This is a genomic window from Nocardia arseniciresistens (genome assembly GCF_046764875.1).
Lineage (GTDB): Bacteria > Actinomycetota > Actinomycetes > Mycobacteriales > Mycobacteriaceae > Nocardia > Nocardia arseniciresistens.
The window spans coordinates 235,658-258,454 of record NZ_JBKORD010000001.1 but is presented as its reverse complement, the minus strand read 5'-3'; the positions used below and the strand labels follow the sequence as shown (position 1 = coordinate 258,454).

The following is a 22,797-nucleotide window of genomic DNA, read 5'->3' as shown; positions in this document are numbered from 1 at the left end:
CGCCATGAGCACCGACGCCCACCCGGCCGTCAGCCTGTTCGATGTGGCAAAACGACTGCCGAGCATTGCAGTCGACGCGCCGACCATGTTTCGGGGCGCCATGGGCATGCTGGTCCGCCCGGACAGCAAGTCCTCGGTCGGTCTGTATTTCCAGCGCAACGCTCACCGCCATCCGGACCGCCCTTTCCTGCGGTTCGAGGGCAGGACTTTCAGCTACGGCGATGCCAACGCTCAGGTGAACCGGTACGCGAAGGTACTGAGCGAGCGGGGTATTCGGCGCGGCGAGGTGCTCGGTGTGCTGATGACGAACCGTCCGGAAACACTGTTCGTGGTGCTGGCCGCGGTGAAACTGGGCGCGACCGTCGGACTGCTCAATCACAATCAGCGCGACACCGTGCTCGCCCACAGCTTCGGTCTGCTCAACAGTGTGCTGAATGTTGTCGGCGCGGAATGCAAAGAGGCGTTGGACTCGTTGCCCGAGCCGCTGACCGACGTGCTCGACGCGCAGGAGCTGCACGCCGCCGCCGAGTCGGCCGACGCCACCGATCCGCCGATCTGCGCGCAGATCACCGCGAAGGAACGGGCTTTCCTGATCTTCACCTCCGGCACCACCGGGTTGCCGAAGGCCAGCGTGATGACGCACCTTCGCTGGACCAAGAGCATGGCCGGGCTCGGCGGGCTCGGAATTCGGGTGCGCGGCACCGACACCATGTACTGCTGCCTGCCGCTCTACCACAACAACGCGCTGACAGTCGCGCTGTCGTCGGTGCTGTCCGCGGGTGGCACGTTCGCGCTCGGCAGGAAGTTCTCCGCGTCCGGATTCTGGGACGAGATCATTCAGGAGAAGGCCACCGCCTTCATCTACATCGGTGAGCTGTGCCGGTATCTGCTCAATCAACCCGCGAAGCCGGTCGAGCGGAAACACAAGGTTCGGCTCGTCGTCGGCAACGGCCTGCGGCCGGAGCTGTGGGACGAGTTCAAGAGCCGTTTCGGTATCGGCAGGATTGTCGAGTTCTACGGCGCGAGCGAGGTGAACATCGCCTTCGTCAACATGTTCGGCGTCGACCGGACCGCGGGCATCGGGGCGCTGCCGTACGCGATCGTCGAATACGACGACGCCACCGGAAAAGCCGCGCGCGGCAGCGACGGACGGCTGCGGCGTGTGCCCTCCGGCGGGGTCGGGCTGCTACTCGCCAAGGTCACCAGCCGCTCGCCCGCCGATGGTTACACCGACAAGGCCGCTTCCGAGGCCAAACTGGTTCGCGACGGTTTCCACGACGGCGACGCCTGGTTCGACACCGGCGATCTGGTCCGCGATCAGGGCCTGCGCCACATCGCGTTCGTGGACCGGCTCGGCGACACGTTCCGCTGGAAGGGCGAGAATGTCGCGACCACCGAGGTCGAGGGCGCCCTCGACGCCGCGGACGCGATCTCGCAGGCCGTCGTCTACGGCGTCGACATTCCGGGAACCGACGGCAAAGCGGGAATGGGTGCGGTCACGCTGTACCCCGGCGCCGAGTTCGACGGGCACGCGCTCGCCGAGCAGGTCTATGCGCGACTGCCAGGGTATGCCGTGCCGCTGTTCATCCGCGTTGTGCCGGAGCTCGAGCAGACCTCCACGTTCAAGAGCCGCAAGGTGGAGCTGCGCAAACTGGGCTACCAGCCGGACGACGTCAGCACCCTCTACGTCCTGGCCGGTCGCTCGCAGGGTTACGTGCCCGCCTACGACGACTACGCCGCCGACGTCGCGGGGTCGCGCGCACCGAAGTGAGCCCGACCCGACAAGTGGTTTCGTTCGCGCATTCGTAACTGTGTGGGGCTTGCCCAAAAGTCGACCCGCATTCGACGCAAGACCTGAGCGCAAGCTCTGTGGCAGCTAACGTCTATGGCCTGAGTACACGGATAGACGGATTGGCTACAGTCGGGGCATGTTCAGCCCCGTAGCGCCGCTGCCGACCTTGTGCGGCAAGCCGGTGGCGACGGATCGCGCGTTGGTGATGGCGATCGTCAATCGCACTCCCGACTCCTTCTACGACAAGGGCGCGACATTCACCGACGCGGCAGCCATGGACGCTGTCGCGCGAGCGGTCGACGAAGGCGCCGATCTCGTCGACATCGGCGGGGTCAAAGCGGGCCCTGGGGCGCTGGTCGACGCGGCCGAGGAAGCTCGCAGGGTGATCCCGTTCGTCGCGGCGATCCGGGCCAAGTATCCGGAGCTATTGATCAGCATCGACACCTGGCGCGCCGAGGTTGCCGGGGCCGCGGTCGAGGAGGGCGCTGACCTGATCAACGACACCTGGGCGGGCGCCGACCCGGATCTGGTGCGGATGGCAGCGGAATCGGGTGTCGGAATCGTGTGCAGCCACACCGGTGGCGCCGTCCCGAGGACCCGGCCGCATCGGGTGCGTTACGCCGATGTGGTGGCCGAAGTGACCGATACGGTGGTCAGGGCCGCGGAAAATGCGGCCGCGGCGGGCGTGCGCAAGGATTCGATCCTGATCGATCCGACCCATGATTTCGGCAAAAACACCTACCACGGGCTCGAGTTGTTGCGGGGAATAGACGTTCTTGTAAATACCGGATGGCCAGTCTTGATGGCGCTGAGCAACAAGGATTTTATCGGGGAGACTCTTGGTGTCGGTCTATCCGAACGGTTGGAGGGCACATTGGCAGCAACGGCATGGTCGGCAGCGGCCGGCGCCCGAGTCTTCCGAGTACACGAGGTCGCCGATACCCGGCGCGTCGTGGACATGATCGCCGCGATTCAGGGCATCCGGCCCCCCGCACGAACCTTGCGAGGTCTGGTATGAAAATCCAACACCGCGAGCCCGCATGGGCGACGACCAATACCTGGGACACCCCCGATTGGACGGTCGACGAACTCGTCGCCGCCAAGGAAGGGCGCACCGTTTCCGTGGTGCTGCCCGCGCTGAACGAAGAACGCACCGTCGCCGATGTGGTGGCCAGTATTCGGCCGCTGCTCGGCACGCTGGTCGACGAACTGGTTGTGCTCGACTCCGGCTCGACGGACGCCACCGCCGAGCGCGCTCGCGCCGCCGGCGCCGACGTGATCAGCCGCGAGGAGGCGGTTCCCGAGCTCGATCCGCTGCCGGGTAAGGGCGAGGTGCTGTGGCGCTCGCTTGCCGTGACAAGCGGTGATCTGATCGCCTTCGTCGACTCCGACCTGATCGATCCGGATCCGGCCTTCGTGCCCAAGCTGCTCGGCCCGCTGCTGACGGTCGCGGACATGCATTTGGTGAAGGCTTACTACCGCAGGCCGCTGCGCCAGGGTGCGGCGGTGGAAGCGCACGGTGGCGGCCGGGTGACCGAACTCGTGGCGCGTCCGTTGCTCGCCGCGCTGCGTCCGGAGCTGTCGGACGTGCTGCAACCGCTCGGCGGCGAGTACGCGGGCACCAGGGAACTGTTGACATCGGTGCCGTTCGCACCCGGCTACGGCGTCGAGATCGGGCTACTGCTCGACACCTATGACCAGCTCGGCCTGTCCGCCATCGGGCAGGTGAATCTCGGCGTGCGCACGCACCGCAACCGCCCGCTGGCCGATCTCGGCGTGATGAGCCGCCAGATACTCGGCACCGTGCTCGGTCGCAGCGGCATACAGGACTCCGGGGCAGCGCTCACGCAGTTCCCGCTGGTCGGTGATGCCTTCAGCGCGCAGAGCACCGAGGTGTCGCTGGCCGATCGCCCGCCGATGAATACGCTGCGCCCGGCCCGCGCGGCCGCGTGACCGCCGCGATGTGAGTGTGGTGCAACGGCCGGGTTGAGAAGTCCCAGGGTTATCTGTCGAGTTGGCTGTCTCGTCGCTTTATTCGGCGGTGCTTCAGCGAAATCACCTGTCGGACATCGAGACGACAGGCAGTTGGATGCCTTCTGAGTTCGGGCGGCCACAAAAATGGCGTCCACCAGCGACATCCGGTCCCGAACTGCCGGTCGCCACCGCGCACTGTGGTGGTCAGTGGTGGATGGGGCCAGCGAGGTGGTCGAGGGGGCGGGCCGTGGAATGGCCGCGCTCGGCGAGGATTTGGGCGGCGATGGAGATTGCTGTTTCGTCGGGGGTGTGGGCGTTGAGATCCAGGCCGATCGGGCTTTTCAGTCGCGACAATTGAGTGTCGGTTACTCCGGCGGCGCGTAGGCGGGCGGTGCGTTCGGTGTGGGTGCGGCGCGAACCCAGTGCGCCGATGAAGGCGATTTCTTTCATGGTCAGCGCGGTTGCGATGGCGGGCACATCGAACTTGGTGTCGTGGGTGAGTACACAGAACACGGTGCGTTGATCGATGCGGCCTGCCACGCGCTCCGCCTCCAGATATCGGTGTGGCCAGTCGACGATTACCTCGTGTGCGGCGGGGAATCGTGCTGTAGTCGCGAAGGTTTCGCGGGCGTCGACCACGGTGACCCGGTAGCCGAGTTGGCGACCTGTCCTGGCGAGGGCGCGGACGAAATCGTTGGCGCCCGCCAGGATCATGCGGGCCGGAATGCCGAAGGTCTGCACGAAGACTCGCGGTCGTGGCGCCAGCCGCACCTCGAACTCCTCGGCGCCGACCACACCGCTGCGTCCGGCGGCGAGCAGGGCATGCGCGTCCTTGTCCACGCCGCGCCATGGCTCGGAATCGCCGGGGCGGAAGAGTTTCCATTCCGCGACGGAGTCCAGCGTGGTCGCAAGTGCTACCGGCCTGCCGGTGTCGATCTGCTGTCGCAATGCCTCGAGCGCCGCCAGGTGTTCGGCGTCGACTCGTTCTACGAAGACCTCGATCTCGCCGCCACAGGTCAACCCCACCTCGATACCGTCGCCGTCCGCGTAGCCGAACCGATCGCTCACCGCGTGTCCGGTGGCGAGCACCTGCCGAGCCGACTCGGCCACAGCGGATTCGATGCAGCCTCCGGAGAGGGACCCGAAGACCTCACCTGCCGCGTTCACCACCATGGCGGCCCCCGGCTCGCGTGGTCCCGCTCCCGTCGCATCCACGATCCGCGCCAATGCCACCGGCCCGCGTCGGATCAGCGTGATCAGCTGTTCGAGCATTGTGCGCACAGTTCAAGGGTAGCTACGAAACGGCAATTCATACCTGCCGACGAGCCCGCTGTCAGGATTTGCGCACTGCCGCCGCGTGCTCGCGGGGCTTGTCGAGGGCCCTGTCCGGCAGCATGGACAGCTCGGTGAGCGGGAGCTGTCGGGTGGGCGCGTCAGGCGGGGGTTTCGCGCAGTTGGAAGCCAGGCGGGATGTCGCCGGTCCGGAAGTACGTCGCGAAGACCTCCGCCGCGTCCTCGGCGGTGAAGACCTCGTCCGCGTGCACGCGCAGGAAATCGGCTCCGTCGGGGATGCATACGGTCGGCTCGCCGGTTCGGATGCCGGGCAGGCCGACGATGAAATGTTGCGGTATGCCATCTACGGCCGTCCAGATCTCGATGACAAGCGCATCGGCGGATCCGGTGCACTGCACAGCGCTGTCGCCGTGCGTCGAGCTGATGGTCGCGGTGATTTCCGTGGCGGGGATCGGCGATGGCAGCCGGGTCATGTTCACCGAGTAGCGGTGGTATCCGTCCAGCCTGCACAGCGGGCGAAGGAAATTGGCGACCGTCTCGTCGGGTCCGATGAACACCTTCAATTGGTCGCTGTAGGTCACGCGATGGGTGGTGACCATCGGCCGAGTGGTCGCGCGAGTCGCCACGAGATCTGTCGCGGCCGCTCGGGCCGGGGATGCGGTCTGAGCTGTCATTGAACGTCGAACATTCACCAGGTCCACCTACCGCCGAATAGTTATCTTCCAGCTATTGAATCATCGGCGTAACAATTCGCGGAACGGAACGCGCAAGTGACGTGCGCCACATGGTTTCCCGGCGCTTCCGGCGATAGCGGACGGTAAACGGGAATCCGCGCAGGTAGCGACCGTGCGACAGGGTCGGGGCCGGAAGATCCTGTTCGGCACCGTGTATCGAATCGTAATGTTCGCCGAAGCGGCTTCGGCTGATCGATGCGCGGAGATAGCTCAGCGTCTGATGCCGGGTAGCGGCGATCTGGGTTCGTGGTCGTGCCGGTAGACCGGGGTGAGTAATTCGGCTTCTTGAGGCTCACCGCTGGAGCGGTCGTAGCGGACCGCGACGAGCACCGAGAACAGGTGGGCGGCCGCACGCTCGTGCACGGTGGCCAGCCGGGTGGCGAGCAGGCGGATGGCGCCGAGCGAACCGGGCGGATGCAGGCCGTCGATGATCAGGACGGTCCCGCGGCCGTCGGGGCGTGGCAGGCGGGCCAGGTAGGCGATGTCGTGCGGCTCGGGGCCGCCGGGGCGGTACACCCGCCGAGCGGCGCGGTCTTCGATGCCGCGTCTGGCGTCACCCGCTCTCGCGACCGCGCGGCGCAGGCGCGGATCGGCCGTGATCAGTTGGCGCACACTGGGGGACAGTTCGGGACCGCCGAGCACGATCAGCCCGTCCCGGTTCAGATCGACCGGCCTGCCCGGCAGAAAATGCTCGACCGCGGCGGTGAAACCCAGTTCGCGTAGCAACTCGACAAGCCGCTGTGCCGCGGCCGGATCGGGAGCGCCGAGCACCCGACCGCTGCGCACCTCGGGGGCGAGCACGGTCATCGAGCCGTGCCCGAAGAACAATCCCTCCGGCGCCGGCCCCTGGGTGCTGACCTGATGAATCCTGGCGCGGGAAAGTCCAGCAGCCGCACCGATTCTGGCGAAAGTCCAGCCCTCGGCGTGTAGCTCCCTGATTACCGCGCGCCGAATCCTGGTGAGCTCGTTGATGGTCTGCTGCGCCGCCGCCACACCATCGGTGGCCGCCTTCAATCGCTCGACCTTGTCCTCGATTGCGAAAACGCGCGCCACGTCATCGGCCGACATGTGCGAAGTCTAGACAGCCCGACAGGACCAGGTGTCTAGCCCGCTTGACAGAACCTCGGACGTTTCAATAGCTCTGCGCCCCTTTTCAGGTCGCGTCGGTGTCGATCGGCGGACGTTCGTTGCGGTCCAACGGCTTATCCAGCTCGGGCATCGAGTAGCCCGGCATTCCGCTCGCGGTGCCCAACAAATCCTTCTTGTCCGGTACCGCGTCCTCCAAATTGCGGAAGATCGAATCGTCGCCATTGAGAAGGTGTTTGGTCACCATCGAACGCGGTGACATCTGACGCAATTCGTTCAGGTCGGCGAGCGGCTTGCGCAGCTCCTCGAATTCGGGTCCGAGCTCCTGCTGCAACTGCTGGGTGGCGCCACTGGCATAGTCGCGCGCCTGGCGCAGGCTGCGCGTGGTCCAGCGAACCGCGCCGGGCAGTCGCTCCGGGCCGAGGATCACGAGGGCGGCGACGAGCAGGATGACCATCTCGCTCCAGCCGATGTTGCTGAACACAGACTCAGGTTACCCGCGCACGGCGGGAGCGGAGGCGGAGGTACGCGCCTGTGGCCGACGCGGCTCAGTCGGATTCCAGCGTGACGGGCACATCGACCTGCCTGCCGTCGCGGATCAACTGCACGTTCACCGTCTGGCCGATCTTGCTCGACTGCACAGCGACGATCAGCTCATCCGGACCGGTCACCTCACGGTCGCCGATCTTCACGATCACATCGCCTTCGACGATGCCCGCCTTCGCGGCCGGACCGTTCGGTGCGATGTCGGCGACGGCGGCGCCGCTCATCACCTCGTTCGCCACCTGTTTGCTGCGCGCGCTGAGCCCGATCATCGGATGGTGCTTCTCGCCGTCACGGATGAGGGTCTGGGCGACCTCGGTCACCATGTCGACCGGAATGGCGAAGCCGAGACCGACCGAACCACCTGTCTCGCTGCGGATCGCGGTGTTGATGCCGATGACACGGCCCTGTAGGTCGACGAGCGCGCCACCGGAGTTGCCGGGGTTGATCGACGCGTCGGTCTGCACCGCATCGATCACGGCTTTGGTGTCGCTGCCCTCACCGGACAGCGCGACAGGACGGTGCAGCGCGCTGACGATGCCGTAGGTGACGGTCTTGCTCAGGCCGAGCGGCGAACCGATCGCCAGCACGTCGTCACCGACCTGCACGTCCTTGGACTTGCCCAATTGCGCCACCGTGAGATTCTTCACATCTACCTTGAGCACGGCGAGATCGGTCTTGGGGTCGCGCCCGACGATGTGCGCGGGCACCCTGGTGCCGTCGGAAAAAGTCACCTGGATGGCCGCCCGATTGGACTTGTCCTGTGCCGCCATCGAAATCACGTGGTTGTTCGTCGCGATATAGCCCGCGCCGTCGATCACCACACCGGAGCCGGTCGCGCCGTTGTCGCCGACGGTGACGCGGATCGACACCACCGACGGCAGCACCGCATTGGCGACCTCGGCGATTTGGCCGTGCGGTCGTTCGGTGTCTCCGGCCTGTTCCAGTGCGACCTTGCGTGAGGTCAGCGGCGCGGCGGCCTCTGCGGTCAGCCTTCCCGTCAGTCCGCCGAGCACGCCGATCGCCAAGGCGACCACGGCAAGGAGCGCGAGCGCCTTCGGTGTGACGCTGGAGCCGAACAGCACCTCGCGGGCCGTGAGCTTCCTTGCCTGCGGCAGCGACGCGGCTTGCGGCGTCGGCAGGGCGGGCGCACCGAGTCGGGCCCCGGTCGCCGGATCGCGCCACGGGTCGGCTGGGCCCGCGGCGGGGGCGGTGTCGGCCACCTCGTCGGGGTCACGCTGCAGGATCTCGGTGGAACCTTCGGGGCGCCCGAATGCCTCGGCCAGCACGGCGTCCGGCGGGCGGTTGTGCATGTCGGGGCCGAGATGCGATGCGGCCGAACCGGACTGTGGTGCGGAGTACTCGGCGAACGAGCCCGTCAGACCCGAAGGGCGGCGGAAGGCGTGCGCGGTATGGGTGTCGACATGTGGTCGATAGACAGGGCGCGGCCCGAGCACAGGCGCGTCCGACGGCCTCAGGTTCCCCCGGGCGGCCGCCGAATCCGGGGTGTCGGCCGATCCGGAGTTCGTCGATTCGGTGGTCACTCGCCAGACTCTACTTGCGCCACCACGTTGTCCACCGGGTCGCGGTGAACGAATCCGTCAGAAAGCCGAAAACTGCCTCGTTGCGCGCAGTCCCGTCAGCGGACGTCGATCCGCTGCTCATGCCACCCGGCAGTTCGGCAAGCGGAATGCGGGTCAGGCTGTCGTGCAGGCCGGTGGGAATCGACACCTGACCGGCCTTGCGCAACGCGATCCTGGCCTGCTGCTGCGCATCCACCTCTGCTGCGCATTCCGGGCAGAGCGCGAGATGCTGAGCTGCCCGCAGGTAGGCGTTCATTCGCAACTCGCCGTCGACATAGGCCGCGATCGCCTCACTCGCCAGATGCTCGGTGGGACGAAAACGCTGGGGCCTGGCATTGGCGCGCCCAGGCCCTTCCTGCGACGGACGACCTGACGTGCTGGAGTCGCCACTCATTCGGTGCTCACCCTTCCAACCGACATCATCCAATTAGTGGGTGACGTCGGCACCCGACATATCACCCTACGTTCGCGTCAGCGGCGAACCGCTCCTCAGATCCATTATGCGCAAGGTATTCACGCAGTGCCTGACGGCCACGGTGGATTCGGCTGCGCACGGTGCCGAGCTTGACGCCGAGAGTGGCGCCGATCTCCTCGTACGACAGACCTTCGATGTCACACAGCACGACCGCGGCGCGGAACTCGGGCGCGAGCGAGTCGAGCGCGGTCTGCAGGTCCGGGTCGAGCCTGGCGTCGTGATATGCCTGCTCCGGGCTCGGGCCGTCGGCGGGTACCCGGTCGTAGTCCTCGGGCAGTGCCTCCATGCGGATCCGGTTGCGCCTGCGCACCATGTCCAGGAACAAGTTCGTGGTGATGCGATGCAACCAGCCTTCGAAGGTGCCCGCCTGATAGTTCGACAACGAACGGAACACCCGGATGAAGGTCTCCTGGGTGAGATCGTCGGCGTCTTGGGCGTCGCCGGAGAGGCGGTAGGCCAGCCGATACACCCGATCGGCGTGTTCGCGGACCAGTTCGTCCCATGACGGCATCACCGCCCGGTCACCGGTGGCGTCGAAAGCGGCAGTACCGCTCAGCTCGTCGATAGACTCTTCTGCCGATTCGAGCTCGATCGGCAGTGCTTGCTCTGGCAGGGTGGCGTATCCGCGCGCCGCATCGACCGTGTGGATGGGGCTACCTCCTACTAGGGACCGCGAGCTCTGGGACTGGGCGCTGATCCGGATCTGCGATCGTTGCTTACGGTTACAACAGACAACCTGTATGTCATTGTTCCCGCGTCCCGCACCTGGTGCGGTCAGCTGGTCTTGCGTAGGGCTCACTCTTCTTTGTTCCGATATGCCACGGATATGGAGACCCTGAGGGACACCTGAGAATCTGCGGACGCGACACTGTTATCTCGGTTATCGCGTCGCGCATCGCGGTTGTTGCTCGGTGTGACGCAGATAAACCCGAAGCCGCGCTATTACGCGGTACCAAGTGGCGCAAGATTCGACGCACGCACTTGTGTGCTGGAAACGCGGACACGCGGATTCGCGGGATAGCCTGCATACGTGGCATCGAACCTGGAGCGAAATCTCTCCTACGTGGAGGAATCCGTCATGGAAGACGAGGTTCTCATCAGCGCGCGCGAACGGGCCATCGAACTCGGTGCCGCGCCGGTCGCGCCCTCGGTCGGCGCGCTGCTCAGCATGTACGCGCAGTTGCTCGGCGCGCGGACGGTCGTCGAGGTGGGGACCGGCGCGGGGATCAGCGGGTTGTGGCTGCTGGACGGTATGCGCGAGGACGGGACGCTGACCACCATCGATTCCGAGCCCGAGCACCAGCGGGCCGCCAAGGAAGCGTTCCGTACCGCCGAGATCCTGCCCGCACGCACCAGGCTCATCAACGGCCGCGCCCTCGATGTGCTGCCCCGCCTCGCCGACGGCGCCTACGACCTGGTTTTCATCGATGCGGCGCCGCTCGAGCATCCGCAGTACGTCACGGAGGCGGTGCGGTTGCTGCGCGCGGGTGGCGCCGTCGTGCTGCACAATGCGTTGCTCGGCGGCCGCGTTCCCGACGCGACCCAGCGTGACGCTGCCACCCAGGCCGTACGCGCCGCCACCAGGGCGATCGCCGAGGACCCCGAGCTGACCAGCGTGCTCATCCCGGTGGGCGACGGCCTGCTCTGCGCCTCACGCGGCTAGGCGTACCTCCGCCTTCGCTGCGGCTGTGCGCGGTCAACGGACGGACCTTTGTCCGACCGCGCCCATCAGGTACGCACAGGCAAGGTGGTCCGTGCGGTCAGACCCAGACGCCCTTGCCCACGGTGACGACGCCGCCGTTGCTCACGGCGAAGCGTTCGCGGTCGCGATCCAGATCGACGCCGATGATTTCGCCCTCGCCGACGACCACGTTCTTGTCCAGGATGGCGCGGCGGACCACCGCGCCGCGACCGACACGCACTCCGGGCATCAGGACGCTGCCCTCGATGGTCGCGCCCTCTTCGACCACCACATTGGAGCTGAGCACCGAGTTACGCACGGTGGCCGCGGACAGGATGCAGCCGGAGCCGATCACACACTCCTGCGCGAGACCGCCCTGCGCGAACTTCGCGGGCGGCAGATTCTCGGCGGCACCGCGGATCGGCCAATGCCTGTTGTAGAGGTTGAAGACCGGATGCACCGACACCAGATCCATGTGCGCGTCGTAGAAGGCGTCGATGGTGCCGACGTCGCGCCAGTAGCCGCGGTCGCGGTCGGTGGCGCCGGGGACATCGTTGTCGGCGAAGTCGTACACGGCGGCGTCACCGGCACGGACGAGCGTTGGGATGATGTCACCGCCCATGTCGTGGTCGGAATCGGCGTTGTCGGCGTCCGCGCGGATCGAATCCACCAGCACCTTGGTGGTGAAGACGTAGTTGCCCATGGAGGCGAAGGTCATGTTCGGGTCGTCCGGGGTGCCCGGCGGATGCGCGGGCTTCTCCAGGAACTGGGTGATCCGTCCCGACTCATCGGAGTCGATGCAGCCGAAGGCGCTCGCCTCGCTGCGCGGCACCCGGATGCCGGCCACGGTGACACCCGCGCCGGAATCGATGTGCGCGGCAAGCATTTGCTCCGGATCCATCCGGTACACGTGGTCGGCGCCGAACACCACGATGTAGTCGGGGTCCTCGTCGTAGATCAGGTTCAGCGACTGCATGATCGCGTCGGCGCTGCCGGTGTACCAGCGCGGACCGAGGCGTTGCTGGGCGGGCACCGGAGTGATGTATTCGCCGCCGAAGCCCGATAGTCGCCAGGTCTGTGAGATGTGCCGGTCCAGCGAATGCGACTTGTACTGAGTGAGCACACACAACCGCAGGAAACCCGCGTTGACCAGGTTGCTGAGTACGAAGTCGATGAGTCTGTAGGCGCCGCCGAAGGGAACAGCGGGCTTGGCCCGGTCCGCGGTGAGTGGAAAAAGGCGCTTGCCCTCGCCACCGGCGAGCACGATCCCGAGTACGTGCGGCTGGCTCCTCACATCTGCCAAACTACCGCGCCGCGCGGGCGAGAGTGGCCCCGTGCGACCCGAACGTCTACTTTGAACCGGTGAGTTTCGGCACGGAGGGTGCGCGCTCGGCGGCAGGATCCGGGCACGAGCGAACCGACCAGGCCCTTGCGCAGGACCGGCTTCGGGTCGCGATGCTGACCCGCGAGTACCCGCCGGAGGTGTACGGCGGTGCTGGCGTGCACGTCACCCAGTTGACCGATCGGTTGCGGCAGCTTTGTGACATGACGGTGCACTGCATGGGCGTGCCGCGCACCGACGCGGTAGTGCACCAACCGGATCCGATGCTCTACGCCGCCAATGCCGCGCTGCAGATGATGTCGGCCCAACTGCGCATGGCCGATGCCGCGGGCGAAGTGGACGTGGTGCACTCGCATACCTGGTACACCGGGCTCGCCGGGCATCTCGCGGCCACCCTGTACGGAATTCCGCATGTGTTGACAGCCCATTCACTGGAGCCGCGGCGGCCGTGGAAGGCCGAGCAGCTCGGCGGTGGCTACCGGCTGTCCTCGTGGTCGGAACGCAATGCGGTAGAGCATGCCGACGCCATCATCGCGGTGAGCGAGGGCATGCGGCTCGACGTGCTCGACGCCTACCCGGCGATCGACCCGGACCGGGTTCATGTGGTGCACAACGGCATCGACGCGACGGTCTGGCATCCGGGACCTCCCGCGGCAGGTCCCTCGATCCTGACAGATCTCGGGGTGCGCGCCGACCGGCCGATGGTGGCCTTCGTCGGCCGGATCACCAGGCAGAAGGGGGTCGGGCATCTGCTCGCCGCGGCACGGGACTTCGATCCCGATATCCAGCTGGTGCTGTGCGCGGGCGCGCCCGACACCGAGGAGTTGGAGCTCGAGGTGTCCACCGCGGTTGCCGAGTTGCGGCAGCGCCGCGGCAATGTGTTCTGGGTACGCGAGATGCTGCCCACCGAACAGATCCGGCAGATCCTCGCCGCCGCAACGGTCTTCGTCTGCCCCTCGGTCTACGAGCCGCTCGGCATCGTGAACCTGGAGGCGATGGCATGCGCGACGGCGGTGGTCGCCTCCGATGTCGGTGGCATCCCCGAGGTCGTCGCCGACGGTGCGACGGGACGGCTTGTGCACTACGACCCGAGTGTGGGGCCGGACTTTGAACGCGAACTGGCCGCGGCCGTGAACGAGGTCGCGAGCGATCCGGTGCTTGCCGCGGAGTTCGGCGCCTCGGGACGAGCGCTGGCGATCGCCGACTTCGACTGGCTCCAGGTCGCTGCCCGGACCGTTGAGGTCTATGAGCAGGTCCGCAAACCCTGACCTCCGGCCGACCGCGCGGCGGCCGGTCATTCGGTCGTGCATACGGTCCGGTTGTGAGCGAGGCAGCAGGCTCTATGTTCGGCTAGCCGAGCTGTCGATAGGTAGCGACCACGACCGACGCGGTGACCTCGACGGTCTCTGCCATGGCCGCGATCCGCGGATCATCGGATAGGTCGGCATGGTGCCCGGAAGGGCCCATCGCGACCACATCCGCCACATCGGCACGGCCGAGCTTCATCGAATACTCCACGACGGTGCGGTCGATGGCATCGAAGTGGCCGGACATTGCCGCGCCGAGCCTGCGATCTTTGTTCGGATCCACCGTCACCATGCCGAGCGGTCCGACCAGCTCGGCCAGATGGTGTTCGGTGGGTGTGACGACGACAAAGCTGCCGTCCGTCGCCAGCACCCTTGCGACTTCGGCGGGATTGCGTGGCGCGAACACCGAGACGACTCGGCTCAGCGCATCGTCGAGGATCGGCAGTCCGCGCCAGGCGTCGGCGAGTACCGACGCGGCGCGCGAATGCGCACGTGCGTTGCGGCGCGCCGCGGGCTTGGCTACGTCCAGCGCGATGCCGCGCGCGTCCGGCGCGGCATCGAGCACACCGGCCAGGTAATAGCCGGTGCCCGCGCCGACCTCCAGTACAGTGCCGGACGTCGAACCGATCGCCGCAGCGACCGCGACGGCGATCGGCGCGAAATGTCCTTTACCCTGAAAAGCAGCCCGCGCGTCGAGCATCGCCGCGGTATCACCGGTCATTTTGGTCGATGCGCCGGTCAGCAAACTGACGTAACCCTGCCGGGCTATGTCGAAACTGTGCCCGGCTCCGCAGCGCAGCACCCGATCGTGCGGCTCGAAACCGAGACCGCATTCGGGGCAGGCCAATAGACCGGCCACATCAGCAAGTGCCGAGCGACTAGCTGGTGACACTCTTCAATTCGTCACCGAGCGCTGCTGCCTCATCCGGCGTGAGCTCAACGACCAAACGCCCGCCACCCTCGAGTGGAACCCGCATGACGATCCCACGCCCTTCCTTGGTTGCTTCGAGGGGACCGTCCCCGGTGCGGGGCTTCATGGCCGCCATCCTCTGCTCCCTCCAGATCTGCGCGATATGCTGCGCACTTTCTTGGAACTCCAGTTGTCACCAACAGGTGAGCTCGCCGGCATTTGGCGAGCTACACCGGTCCTATTCTTCCCTATCGCCGTTGTGGACGGATACCTGAGTTCGAAATGTGACCGCTCGGCCTGTGTTGGACAGCTCACCGCCGGCCCTTTCAACGGTCGCTATGGGATCCAGCAGTCGGCCAGGTGGTCGTCGACCATTCCGGTCGCCTGCATCAATGCATAGGCGGTTGTCGGGCCGACGAAACGGAACCCGCGCCTCTTCAATTCTTTTGCCAGAGCTACGGATTCGGCAGTAATCGCGGGCACGTCGGCGACCTGTCTCGGGCGCGGGCGTCGCGGGGGTGCAAACGACCAGATCAGCTCGTCGAGCCCGGTATCGAGGTCGAGGGCAACTCGCGCGTTGGCGATGGTGGCAACGATCTTGGATCGGTTGCGCACGATGCCCGGGTCGGCGAGCAGCCGCGCCACATCGTCCTCGCCGAACTCGGCCACCTCGGCGATCTCGAACCCGGCGAATGCGTTGCGGAAAGCGGGGCGCTTGCGCAGGATGGTGATCCATGACAGCCCCGATTGGAACGCCTCGAGAGAGACCCGTTCGAACATGGCGTCGGCACCGTGCAGCGGCCTGCCCCATTCCTGATCGTGATAGTCACGGTAGAGCTGGGAGGCCTCCGACCATGGGCAGCGGATCAGGCCGTCGACCGCCGTGTCGCTCGAGGCGCTCACTTCGGCTCCTGCACGATGGGAACTTGCCGCGGGGCGCTGTTGCGCGCCTCGGCGAGCTGCGACTGTAGTTCGTCGATCCTGGCGGCAAGCCGGGTCAGCGCCCAGTCCACCTCGCCCGCCTTGTAGCCGCGCACCACCTGTTGGAAGCGCAGCGCCCGCACATCGGCGCCGGAGATGCCGTCGACGGGCAGCACGGTCGCGGTCGTGCCCTCCGGTAGTGGTCCGAGCTCTTCGGACCGTCCGAACACCGCACTGGCGACCAGGAACAAGACCGCGGCGACCAAACCGACGATCAGCACATACAACAGCAGCGTGAGCATGAGAATGAGCTTATTGGCACCCACCGACACCGGTCACACCTCGTACAGCGGAATTCAGCCTTCGAGATTCGGCCGCGACGACCGATTCGTACGGACATGGGTGCGGGCCAGCGGCCTGCTAGTGCCTTGTGGTGTCGATTCCGAGGGACATGCCCGCAAGGCCACGGCGACGGACGGCGAGTTTGTCGGCGATGTCCAGCATGGCCTTGCCTGCCGCGCTCTCCGGTGCGCTCAGCACGATCGGGATGCCTTCGTCACCCGCTTCTCGCACGGCCTGTTCGATCGGGATCTGACCGAGCAGCGGGACGTCGGCGCCGACGGCGCGGGTCAGGCGCTCGGAGACGAGCTGGCCACCGCCGGAGCCGTAGAGGTCCATGCGGCTGCCGTCTGGCAGGTCGAGCCAGGACATGTTCTCGATGACGCCCGCGATGCGCTGCCTGGTCTGCAATGCGATAGCGCCCGCGCGTTCGGCGACCTCCGCCGCTGCGATCTGCGGTGTGGTGACGACCAGGATCTCGGCGCCGGGGATGAGCTGGGCGATGGAGATCGCGATATCGCCGGTGCCGGGCGGCAAGTCGAGCAGCAGCACGTCGAGGTCCCCCCAGAACACATCGGCGAGGAACTGCTGTAGCGCGCGGTGCAGCATCGGGCCGCGCCACACCACGGGCGTATTGCCCTGTGTGAATTGCGCGATGGAGATCATCTTCACGCCGTGCGCCTGCGGCGGCATGATCATCCGCTCGACCTGGGTGGGCCGGGCGTCGGTACCGAGCATGCGTGGCACGGAATGGCCGTAGATGTCCGCGTCGAGCACGCCGACCGAGAGTCCGCGCGCGGCCATGGCGGCGGCGAGATTGACCGTGACACTGGACTTTCCGACGCCACCCTTACCGGAGGCGACCGCGTACACGCGGGTCAGCGAGCCGGGCTGGGCGAACGGGATCACCGGGTCGGCCGAGTCGCCGCGCAACTGCTTGCGCAGGTTGGTGCGCTGCTCGTCATCCATCACGTCGAGCTCGACGGTTACGGCGCCGACGCCCGCGATGTCGGCAACCGCCTTGGTTACCCGCTGCGTGATCTCGGTGCGCAGCGGGCAACCCGCGGTCGTCAGGTAGATCTCGATGTGGACATTGCTGTCCGTGCCGATCGCGATACTTTTCACCATGCCGAGTTCGGTGATCGGTTTGCGGATCTCCGGGTCGTCGACCTTTGCGAGGGCTCCCCGCACATCCGCTTCCATAACCACTGACATGGCAGGAATTTTACGTTGCGTCAGATCCGTGGCAGCTGTCCGGGCTGTGGTGCGACCCCGCTGCTGTAGGAAGTCGCCCACGCCATGACGTTCGCGACGTAGGCCATCGAGTTGTTGTAGCGCAGGATCGCCCTGGACTGCTGGGCGAGATCACGCATATTCAGTCCGCCTTCGCAGAGGTACTTTCCGGCGGTCAGCGCCGCGTCGAAGAGGTTCTGCGGGTCGGCGATGCCGTCACCGTTGCCGTCGGCGGCGTAGTGCTTCCACGTTTCCGGCAGGAACTGCATCGGGCCGATCGCGCGGTCGTATCCGGACAGTCCGTCGAGCGAGCCACCGTCGGAATCGTGGATCACGTTGTTGCCGGAGAGGCTGCCGTCGAGCACCGGCCCGTAGACGGGTGTCAGCGGATTGCCGTCCGCGTCGGCCTTGCCGCCGAACGCGTGGGTGGATTCGACGCGGCCGATTCCTGCGAGCAGGTACCACGGCATTCCGCAGACAGGGTTCTCGGCGGAAAGGGTCTGCTCGGCGGTTTGATAGGCGGCGATGGCGACCCCTGGAACACCGAGGGGACCAGCGGGCATCGCGGCCGGTTGCCTACCATCGGGCAGCGCAACGGTTTTCACGACGGGAGGCGAAGTTCGCGCCTGTTTTGCCATGGCGTGAGCGACGAAGTCGGCCGTCGCTGGTTGTGCGGCGACGGCCAGCGGTCTGGGAACCTGGTCGTCTTGTTCTTCACCGGCAAAATGCTGCAAGGCCGATGCCGCGGTCTGACTGACGGAGCCCACATCGGACGCGGCACTGACTGCCACGAGTCCAGCGGGAACCAGTCCGGTTAATGCGATTACCGAGCTGCGTCTTGCGGTGGCAGCCGGTGGCTTTCGGTGACGCCCCACTGTGCGGTGACCCTCCCATTGACTCGACGTCGAGCCCTTCGTGATGGACGAAGATGAGAGTACCGCATTCGAGACCTTTTTGTTACTGCTTCGTGACCTGCATTTCGGTTTGGCATCAACCCTGCGGCGGCAGCGGAATCACGATGCCGAACGGCAGCGTGATGCCCGGCGCCGGAGTGGGTGTGGCGGCCGCGGCGGGGGCCTGCTCGGCGGGCTCGGGCGGCGTTGCGACCTGTGGCTCCTCGGCGGGCTCGGCGGGCTCGGCGGGCTCGGTGGGCTGGGTCGGCTGGGTCGGCTGGGCTTGCGGTGCTTCGCCCGGCAATTGCGCGGGCGCCTGGCCATTGGGGGCGACGTTCGGCTGCGTGCACGAGGCGGGCAGCTGAGGCTGCTTCCGGCGCTCAGGATCGTTCGGTTCGTCCGCTGTGTTCGGTTCGCCCGCAACGCCATACGTCTGTCCCGGCGCGACCTGCACCGGCGCGGGCTCGCCCGGTAGCGGTAGCGGTAGCGATAGTGGAAGCGGCAACGGCAGCGGCATCGGCGCTGCGACCACCGGCGGGTCGCAGGGATTCACGGGCTTGGGCGGTGCCGGGCAGAAGATGCCGCACGGAATCGGCGGCAGACCGGGGATGATGATCATCACCTGGGTCGGTAGCGCGGGAGTGATGGTGGTCGCTGCGGGCGGCGGCGGCGCGGCGGTGGTGGGTGCCACCGAGTTGACGGCAAGCATGTCCGGGCCGGCCTGGATGGGCGCGGTGCCCGGCGGGATCAGGCCGGGGGGGATGCTGACCTGGCTCGGCGTGCCGCCGGTGCGGTAGGCCGCCGACCAGCTCAACACGTTGGCGGCGTAGGCCATCGAGTTGTTGTAGCGCAGCACCGAGCGCAATTCCTGCGCCGGGTCGCGCAGGTTCAAGCCGCCCGAGCAGAGGTACTTGCCCGCGGCGAGCGAGGCGTCGAAAACGTTGTGCGGGTCGGCGACACCATCGCCGTTGCCGTCCGCGGCGTACCCGGCCCAGGTGCCCGGCAAGAACTGCATCGGGCCGATGGCGCGTATCGCGCTGCCGTCGGCGGCCTTGATCACTTCGTTACCCGGCAGGGTGCCGTCGAGGGCAGGTCCGAAGATCGGCGAGACGGTGGTGCCCGCGGCGTCGGTGCGCCCGCTGCTTGCGTGTCCGGATTCGATGCGGCCGATACCGGCGAGCAGGCTCCAGGACACTCCGCAGCCCGGCATCGAGGATTCCAGGGCCAGTTCGGCATTGCGATAGGCCGCGAGCACGATCTGCGGGATTCCGAGTGCGCCTCCGCTCATGGGCAGCACGATGTCGTGCAGCGGTACGGAGCTCGCGAACATCGGCAAGCCGTCGGCGGACGGGGTCATTGCTCGAAGTTTGCGGGGTGCGTCGGGTGTGACCGGTAGGAGGCCAACTGTCCGGGACAACGGCGCGTCCGCGACCATGCCCGCGCCGCCGGTACCGGCGGCCGGACCGCTGGACGCGGCGAGCAGCGCTTCCGGCGCATCGGGCGGGGTGGTTGATCGAGCGGTATGAGAGGCCGAGCCAGCAGAGACGAGACCCGCGACGACAAGGGCCGAAACGGTTATCGGAGCAGATATTCGCATTCGGCCACACCAATCCTCTACGTCGTGTGAGCGTTTGGCTGGAGGGGCGCCGCAGCGGGCGAATGCCCGAACTCGCCCATTTCCTGCCCGAGCGCTCCGGACAACGGACTCCAGGTTACCCACCAGTCAGGTGTGTTGTTGAGCATTTCCGGTCAATCATCAGCTGATGGCGGCCATTCCGGGCCTGTGGACTGCTTTCGGCCGGTGGATTTCTTGCGACTCGCCTTGGCGGGTTTATCGGCGTTCGTGCCTTCATTCGAAGGCCCCGCGGCCTCCTCGATGCGGTCGAGTACCTCCCGCATCTCGTCCAACTCACGCCGCAGATAGTCACGGGTGGCCACTTCGCCGACCGCGATACGCAATGCCGCGAGTTCGCGGGCGAGGAATTCGGTGTCCGCTTTGGTCTGCGCGGCGCGAGATCGGTCCTCTTCCAACGACACTCGGTCGCGGTTGTCCTGCCGGTTCTGCGCAAGCAGAATCAGCGGCGCCGCGTAGGCCGCCTGGGTGGAGAACGCCAGGTTGAGCAGGATGAACGGGTACGGGTCCCAGCGCAGCGCGAACCAGAACACGTTCAGCGCGATCCAGAAGATCACCACGATGGTCTGAATCGCCAGATATCGACCAGTTCCGAGGAATCGGGCGATGCGCTCGCTGTAGCGCGCGAGCGCGTCGGCGTCCCAATCGATCCGGAATCGGGTCTCGACCGGAGTTTCCAGGCGTTGGCGCGCCGAACTCGACCCCGGCCTGCTGCTCGACTTGTCATTCATGTCCGGCGACCCTCACGTGCACTTCTTCCTGGTCGCGCCAATCCTGCGGTAGCAGATGGTCGAGGACGTCATCGACGCTCACCGCGCCGAGTAGATGATTCTCCGCATCCACCACTGCCGCACAGACCAGGTTGTAGGTGGCGAAGTAGCGAGTCACCGCGCCGAGCGGTACGTCGGGCAGCAGCGGGGAGAGATCGTTGTCGAGCAAGGCGCCCACCAGATGGGCGGGCGGTTCACGCAACAACTGCTGAATATGTACGCAACCCAGGTATCGGCCGGTCGGGGTGGCCGTCGGCGGGCGGACGACGAACACCATGGAGGCCAGCGCCGGGGTCAGATCCGGATTGCGAACCCGAGCCAAAGCTTCGGCGACCGTGGTCGCGGGGGTCAGGACGATCGGTTTCGGCGTCATCAGACCACCGGCGGTGTCAGGGGAGTGCTCCAGCAGCCTGCGTACCGGCTCGGACTCCTCCGGATCCATCAGCGCGAGCAGCGATTCGCGTTCACCCTTCGACAGCTCGCCGAGCAGGTCGGCGGCATCGTCGGGATCCATGGCCTCGAGCACGTCGGCGGCCCTGCGCACCTCCAGATGACCGAGTAGATCGACCTGTTCGTCGTCGGGCAGCTCCTGCACGACATCGGCGAGCCGCTCGTCGTCGAGCGCCTCGGCGACCTCGATGCGCCGCTTTTCGGGAAGCTCACGCAGCAGGTGCGCGACATCGGCGGCTCGCATGCCTTCGAACTGGGAAAGCAACTGGGTGACGTCCTGGCCCGGCCTGCCGACCTCGTAGGGCGTCAGCCCGCTGACCTGCATCCAATCCACTACATGCACGGTGCGGCGACGACCGATTCGCCGGTGTCCACGCACCGCGACCCTGGTCACCACCCAGTCTCGTGTCCTGGTCTGCTCGATCGCGAGATCGGCGACAAAGACGTCTATGCCGTCGAGATCCGGTAGATCCGGATCATTCACTCGCACCGAGGAATCCACGATCTGGGCGAGTGCGAGCAGCTCGCCGGGCCGCTGCGCGAATCGGCGCAGGCTGACCGTGCCGGTATTCAGCGTCACCACGCCGGGTTCGATCGCGGTGACCCGCAGCATCGGCACGAAAATCCGCCGCCGGGTCGGCAATTCGACAACGAGACCGTGAATGCGCGGCTGCTGGCCGTCGTAGCGGACGGCCACGACGACATCGCGAACCCGGCCGATAGACTCGCCGTCCGGTCCGAGCACCACCAGACCTGCGAGCCTGGCGACGTACACCCTGGTTGCTGCCATGGCTGTCAGGCTAGAGGTTCAGCGGCGGGTGCATCTACCACGCCACGATCGACGGGAGTGATCATGAAACCGCGCCGTTCGGTGCTCGCCTGCCCCGGCAGCAACCCGAAAATGATCGAGAAGGCCAAGGGCTTGCCCGTGGACGAGGTGTTCCTCGATCTCGAGGACGCGGTCGCGCCCGGGGCCAAGGCGGCGGCACGCGCGAATATCGTGGCGGCGCTCAACGAACCGGGCTGGGGCACGCAGCTGCGGGTGGTGCGCGTCAACGACTGGACGACCGAATGGACCTACGCCGACGTCATCATGGTCGTCGAGGGCGCGGGCAGGCAGCTCGACGCGATCCTGCTGCCGAAGGTCACCGATGCGGGCCAGGTCAGGGCGCTGGATCTGTTGCTCACCCAGTTGGAGAAGGCCAGCGGACTCGAGGTCGGCAGGATCGGCATCGAACCGCAGATCGAGAACGCGATGGGACTGCGCAATATCGACGAGATCGCCACGGCCAGCCAACGGGTGCAGACGCTGGTCTTCGGCCCAGCCGATTTCATGGCGAGCATCAACATGCGGACCCTCGTTGTCGGTGAACAGCCGGAGGGTTACGACACCGGCGACGCCTACCATCACATCCTGATGACCATCCTGCTCACGGCCCGCGCGCACGGCTTGCAGGCGATCGACGGCCCCTATTTGCAAATCCGCGACGTCGAAGGGTTCCGGAGGGCGGCCGGACGCACCGCGGCGCTCGGTTTCGACGGCAAATGGGTGCTGCATCCCGGTCAAATCGACGCCGCCAACGAGATTTTCAGCCCGAGACAGGTCGATTACGACCGCGCCGAACAGATTTTGGATGCCTACGCTTTCCATACCTCCGCTGCGGGCGGCGCGCGTGGTGCGGTCATGCTCGGTGACGAGATGATCGACGAGGCGAGTGCGAAGATGGCGCAGGTGATCGCCGACAAGGGACGGGCCGCCGGAATGCGGCGTTCATCTCGATGACGGGCGGCGGGGCGTTTCACACCACCGAAGGACCAGTCGGAATAGCACAATAGAG

General features: G+C 66.5%; 23 protein-coding genes. 6 read left to right on the top strand and 17 right to left on the bottom strand.

What is annotated here, in order from left to right; genetic code table 11:
• The first annotated feature begins 4 nt into the window (after positions 1-4).
• The 3 genes from ACLMAJ_RS01175 to ACLMAJ_RS01165 all read left to right on the top strand — a co-directional run bounded on the left by ACLMAJ_RS01175 (position 5) and on the right by ACLMAJ_RS01165 (position 3,745).
• Positions 5-1,771, top strand: a complete 1,767-nt coding sequence (locus tag ACLMAJ_RS01175; RefSeq protein WP_412011546.1) for a long-chain-acyl-CoA synthetase — start codon at positions 5-7, stop codon at positions 1,769-1,771.
• Positions 1,772-1,928: 157 nt separating this feature from the next.
• Complete coding sequence (folP, locus tag ACLMAJ_RS01170) at positions 1,929-2,810, top strand: dihydropteroate synthase (protein WP_412011545.1); 882 nt, start codon at positions 1,929-1,931, stop codon at positions 2,808-2,810.
• Positions 2,807-3,745 carry a glucosyl-3-phosphoglycerate synthase gene (locus ACLMAJ_RS01165; RefSeq protein WP_412011544.1) on the top strand — a complete coding sequence of 313 codons (939 nt, stop codon included), beginning with the start codon at positions 2,807-2,809 and terminating at the stop codon, positions 3,743-3,745. The genes folP and ACLMAJ_RS01165 overlap by 4 nt, the downstream gene beginning before the upstream one ends.
• Before the next feature lie 225 nt (positions 3,746-3,970).
• Here ACLMAJ_RS01165 and ACLMAJ_RS01160 read toward each other — a convergent pair whose 3' ends face one another.
• The 7 genes from ACLMAJ_RS01160 to sigE all read right to left on the bottom strand — a co-directional run bounded on the left by ACLMAJ_RS01160 (position 3,971) and on the right by sigE (position 10,093).
• The gene (locus ACLMAJ_RS01160; RefSeq protein ID WP_412011543.1) at positions 3,971-5,047 is read right to left on the bottom strand and encodes an XdhC family protein; all 1,077 of its coding nucleotides are present in this window, start codon (positions 5,045-5,047) and stop codon (positions 3,971-3,973) included.
• 152 nt (positions 5,048-5,199) lie between these two features.
• Positions 5,200-5,733 (bottom strand): hypothetical protein, encoded by a 534-nt coding sequence (locus ACLMAJ_RS01155; RefSeq protein ID WP_412011542.1) that lies wholly within the window; start codon positions 5,731-5,733, stop codon positions 5,200-5,202.
• 270 nt (positions 5,734-6,003) lie between these two features.
• The gene (locus tag ACLMAJ_RS01150; RefSeq protein WP_412011541.1) at positions 6,004-6,861 is read right to left on the bottom strand and encodes a hypothetical protein; all 858 of its coding nucleotides are present in this window, start codon (positions 6,859-6,861) and stop codon (positions 6,004-6,006) included.
• Between the two features lie 85 nt (positions 6,862-6,946).
• On the bottom strand, positions 6,947-7,363 hold the full coding sequence (gene tatB / locus ACLMAJ_RS01145) for a Sec-independent protein translocase protein TatB (protein ID WP_412011540.1): 417 nt from the start codon (positions 7,361-7,363) through the stop codon (positions 6,947-6,949).
• 64 nt (positions 7,364-7,427) lie between these two features.
• The gene (locus ACLMAJ_RS01140) at positions 7,428-8,966 is read right to left on the bottom strand and encodes a S1C family serine protease (protein ID WP_412011539.1); all 1,539 of its coding nucleotides are present in this window, start codon (positions 8,964-8,966) and stop codon (positions 7,428-7,430) included.
• Between the two features lie 10 nt (positions 8,967-8,976).
• A complete protein-coding gene (locus ACLMAJ_RS01135; protein ID WP_412011538.1) occupies positions 8,977-9,399 on the bottom strand; it encodes a hypothetical protein in 423 nt (140 codons plus the stop codon).
• A 61-nt stretch (positions 9,400-9,460) separates the two neighbouring features.
• Positions 9,461-10,093, bottom strand: coding sequence for an RNA polymerase sigma factor SigE (gene sigE, locus ACLMAJ_RS01130; protein WP_412012005.1), 633 nt, complete (start codon positions 10,091-10,093; stop codon positions 9,461-9,463).
• 465 nt (positions 10,094-10,558) lie between these two features.
• Here sigE and ACLMAJ_RS01125 point away from each other — a divergent pair, with 465 nt between their 5' ends.
• The gene (locus ACLMAJ_RS01125; protein WP_412012004.1) at positions 10,559-11,143 is read left to right on the top strand and encodes an O-methyltransferase; all 585 of its coding nucleotides are present in this window, start codon (positions 10,559-10,561) and stop codon (positions 11,141-11,143) included.
• 97 nt (positions 11,144-11,240) lie between these two features.
• Here the strand turns inward: ACLMAJ_RS01125 and glgC are convergent, their stop codons facing one another.
• A complete protein-coding gene (gene glgC, locus ACLMAJ_RS01120) occupies positions 11,241-12,455 on the bottom strand; it encodes a glucose-1-phosphate adenylyltransferase (protein ID WP_412011537.1) in 1,215 nt (404 codons plus the stop codon).
• Between the two features lie 68 nt (positions 12,456-12,523).
• Between glgC and glgA the strand changes: the two genes are divergently transcribed.
• A complete protein-coding gene (gene glgA / locus ACLMAJ_RS01115; protein WP_412011536.1) occupies positions 12,524-13,771 on the top strand; it encodes a glycogen synthase in 1,248 nt (415 codons plus the stop codon).
• Between the two features lie 82 nt (positions 13,772-13,853).
• Here glgA and ACLMAJ_RS01110 read toward each other — a convergent pair whose 3' ends face one another.
• The 9 genes from ACLMAJ_RS01110 to ACLMAJ_RS01070 all read right to left on the bottom strand — a co-directional run bounded on the left by ACLMAJ_RS01110 (position 13,854) and on the right by ACLMAJ_RS01070 (position 21,749).
• A complete protein-coding gene (locus ACLMAJ_RS01110) occupies positions 13,854-14,702 on the bottom strand; it encodes a putative RNA methyltransferase (protein WP_412011535.1) in 849 nt (282 codons plus the stop codon).
• On the bottom strand, positions 14,689-14,856 hold the full coding sequence (locus ACLMAJ_RS01105; RefSeq protein ID WP_011211259.1) for a DUF3117 domain-containing protein: 168 nt from the start codon (positions 14,854-14,856) through the stop codon (positions 14,689-14,691). Before ACLMAJ_RS01105 ends, ACLMAJ_RS01110 begins: the two co-directional genes overlap by 14 nt.
• 200 nt (positions 14,857-15,056) lie before the next feature.
• Positions 15,057-15,623: a DNA-3-methyladenine glycosylase I gene (locus ACLMAJ_RS01100; RefSeq protein WP_412011534.1), complete on the bottom strand. Its 567-nt coding sequence runs from the start codon at positions 15,621-15,623 to the stop codon at positions 15,057-15,059.
• Complete coding sequence (locus ACLMAJ_RS01095; protein WP_412012003.1) at positions 15,620-15,943, bottom strand: DivIVA domain-containing protein; 324 nt, start codon at positions 15,941-15,943, stop codon at positions 15,620-15,622. Before ACLMAJ_RS01095 ends, ACLMAJ_RS01100 begins: the two co-directional genes overlap by 4 nt.
• A 118-nt stretch (positions 15,944-16,061) precedes the next feature.
• Positions 16,062-17,195, bottom strand: a complete 1,134-nt coding sequence (locus tag ACLMAJ_RS01090) for an Mrp/NBP35 family ATP-binding protein (protein WP_412011533.1) — start codon at positions 17,193-17,195, stop codon at positions 16,062-16,064.
• Between the two features lie 20 nt (positions 17,196-17,215).
• Complete coding sequence (locus ACLMAJ_RS01085) at positions 17,216-18,088, bottom strand: lytic transglycosylase domain-containing protein (protein ID WP_412011532.1); 873 nt, start codon at positions 18,086-18,088, stop codon at positions 17,216-17,218.
• 115 nt (positions 18,089-18,203) lie between these two features.
• Entirely contained in the window at positions 18,204-19,703 is a 1,500-nt protein-coding gene (locus tag ACLMAJ_RS01080) for a lytic transglycosylase domain-containing protein (RefSeq protein WP_412011531.1), read from the bottom strand.
• 152 nt (positions 19,704-19,855) lie between these two features.
• Positions 19,856-20,470 carry a DUF1003 domain-containing protein gene (locus tag ACLMAJ_RS01075; RefSeq protein WP_412011530.1) on the bottom strand — a complete coding sequence of 205 codons (615 nt, stop codon included), beginning with the start codon at positions 20,468-20,470 and terminating at the stop codon, positions 19,856-19,858.
• Complete coding sequence (locus ACLMAJ_RS01070) at positions 20,463-21,749, bottom strand: magnesium transporter MgtE N-terminal domain-containing protein (protein ID WP_412011529.1); 1,287 nt, start codon at positions 21,747-21,749, stop codon at positions 20,463-20,465. Before ACLMAJ_RS01070 ends, ACLMAJ_RS01075 begins: the two co-directional genes overlap by 8 nt.
• A gap of 63 nt (positions 21,750-21,812) precedes the next feature.
• On the opposite strand from ACLMAJ_RS01070, the gene ACLMAJ_RS01065 reads away from it, so the two are divergent.
• A complete protein-coding gene (locus ACLMAJ_RS01065) occupies positions 21,813-22,742 on the top strand; it encodes an HpcH/HpaI aldolase/citrate lyase family protein (protein WP_412011528.1) in 930 nt (309 codons plus the stop codon).
• Positions 22,743-22,797: the final 55 nt, after the last annotated feature.

Bases quoted from the DNA above. Each gene is read 5' to 3' on its own strand.
- ACLMAJ_RS01175 (WP_412011546.1), top strand. From the start codon at position 5: ATGAGCACCGACGCCCACCCGGCCGTCAGCCTGTTCGATGTGGCAAAA.
- folP (WP_412011545.1), top strand. From the start codon at position 1,929: ATGTTCAGCCCCGTAGCGCCGCTGCCGACCTTGTGCGGCAAGCCGGTG.
- ACLMAJ_RS01165 (WP_412011544.1), top strand. From the start codon at position 2,807: ATGAAAATCCAACACCGCGAGCCCGCATGGGCGACGACCAATACCTGG.
- ACLMAJ_RS01155 (WP_412011542.1), bottom strand. From the start codon at position 5,733: ATGACAGCTCAGACCGCATCCCCGGCCCGAGCGGCCGCGACAGATCTC.
- ACLMAJ_RS01150 (WP_412011541.1), bottom strand. From the start codon at position 6,861: ATGTCGGCCGATGACGTGGCGCGCGTTTTCGCAATCGAGGACAAGGTC.
- ACLMAJ_RS01135 (WP_412011538.1), bottom strand. From the start codon at position 9,399: ATGAGTGGCGACTCCAGCACGTCAGGTCGTCCGTCGCAGGAAGGGCCT.
- ACLMAJ_RS01125 (WP_412012004.1), top strand. From the start codon at position 10,559: ATGGAAGACGAGGTTCTCATCAGCGCGCGCGAACGGGCCATCGAACTC.
- ACLMAJ_RS01105 (WP_011211259.1), bottom strand. From the start codon at position 14,856: ATGGCGGCCATGAAGCCCCGCACCGGGGACGGTCCCCTCGAAGCAACC.
- ACLMAJ_RS01095 (WP_412012003.1), bottom strand. From the start codon at position 15,943: ATGCTCACGCTGCTGTTGTATGTGCTGATCGTCGGTTTGGTCGCCGCG.
- ACLMAJ_RS01090 (WP_412011533.1), bottom strand. From the start codon at position 17,195: ATGTCAGTGGTTATGGAAGCGGATGTGCGGGGAGCCCTCGCAAAGGTC.
- ACLMAJ_RS01080 (WP_412011531.1), bottom strand. From the start codon at position 19,703: ATGCGAATATCTGCTCCGATAACCGTTTCGGCCCTTGTCGTCGCGGGT.
- ACLMAJ_RS01075 (WP_412011530.1), bottom strand. From the start codon at position 20,470: ATGAATGACAAGTCGAGCAGCAGGCCGGGGTCGAGTTCGGCGCGCCAA.
- ACLMAJ_RS01070 (WP_412011529.1), bottom strand. From the start codon at position 21,749: ATGGCAGCAACCAGGGTGTACGTCGCCAGGCTCGCAGGTCTGGTGGTG.
- ACLMAJ_RS01065 (WP_412011528.1), top strand. From the start codon at position 21,813: ATGAAACCGCGCCGTTCGGTGCTCGCCTGCCCCGGCAGCAACCCGAAA.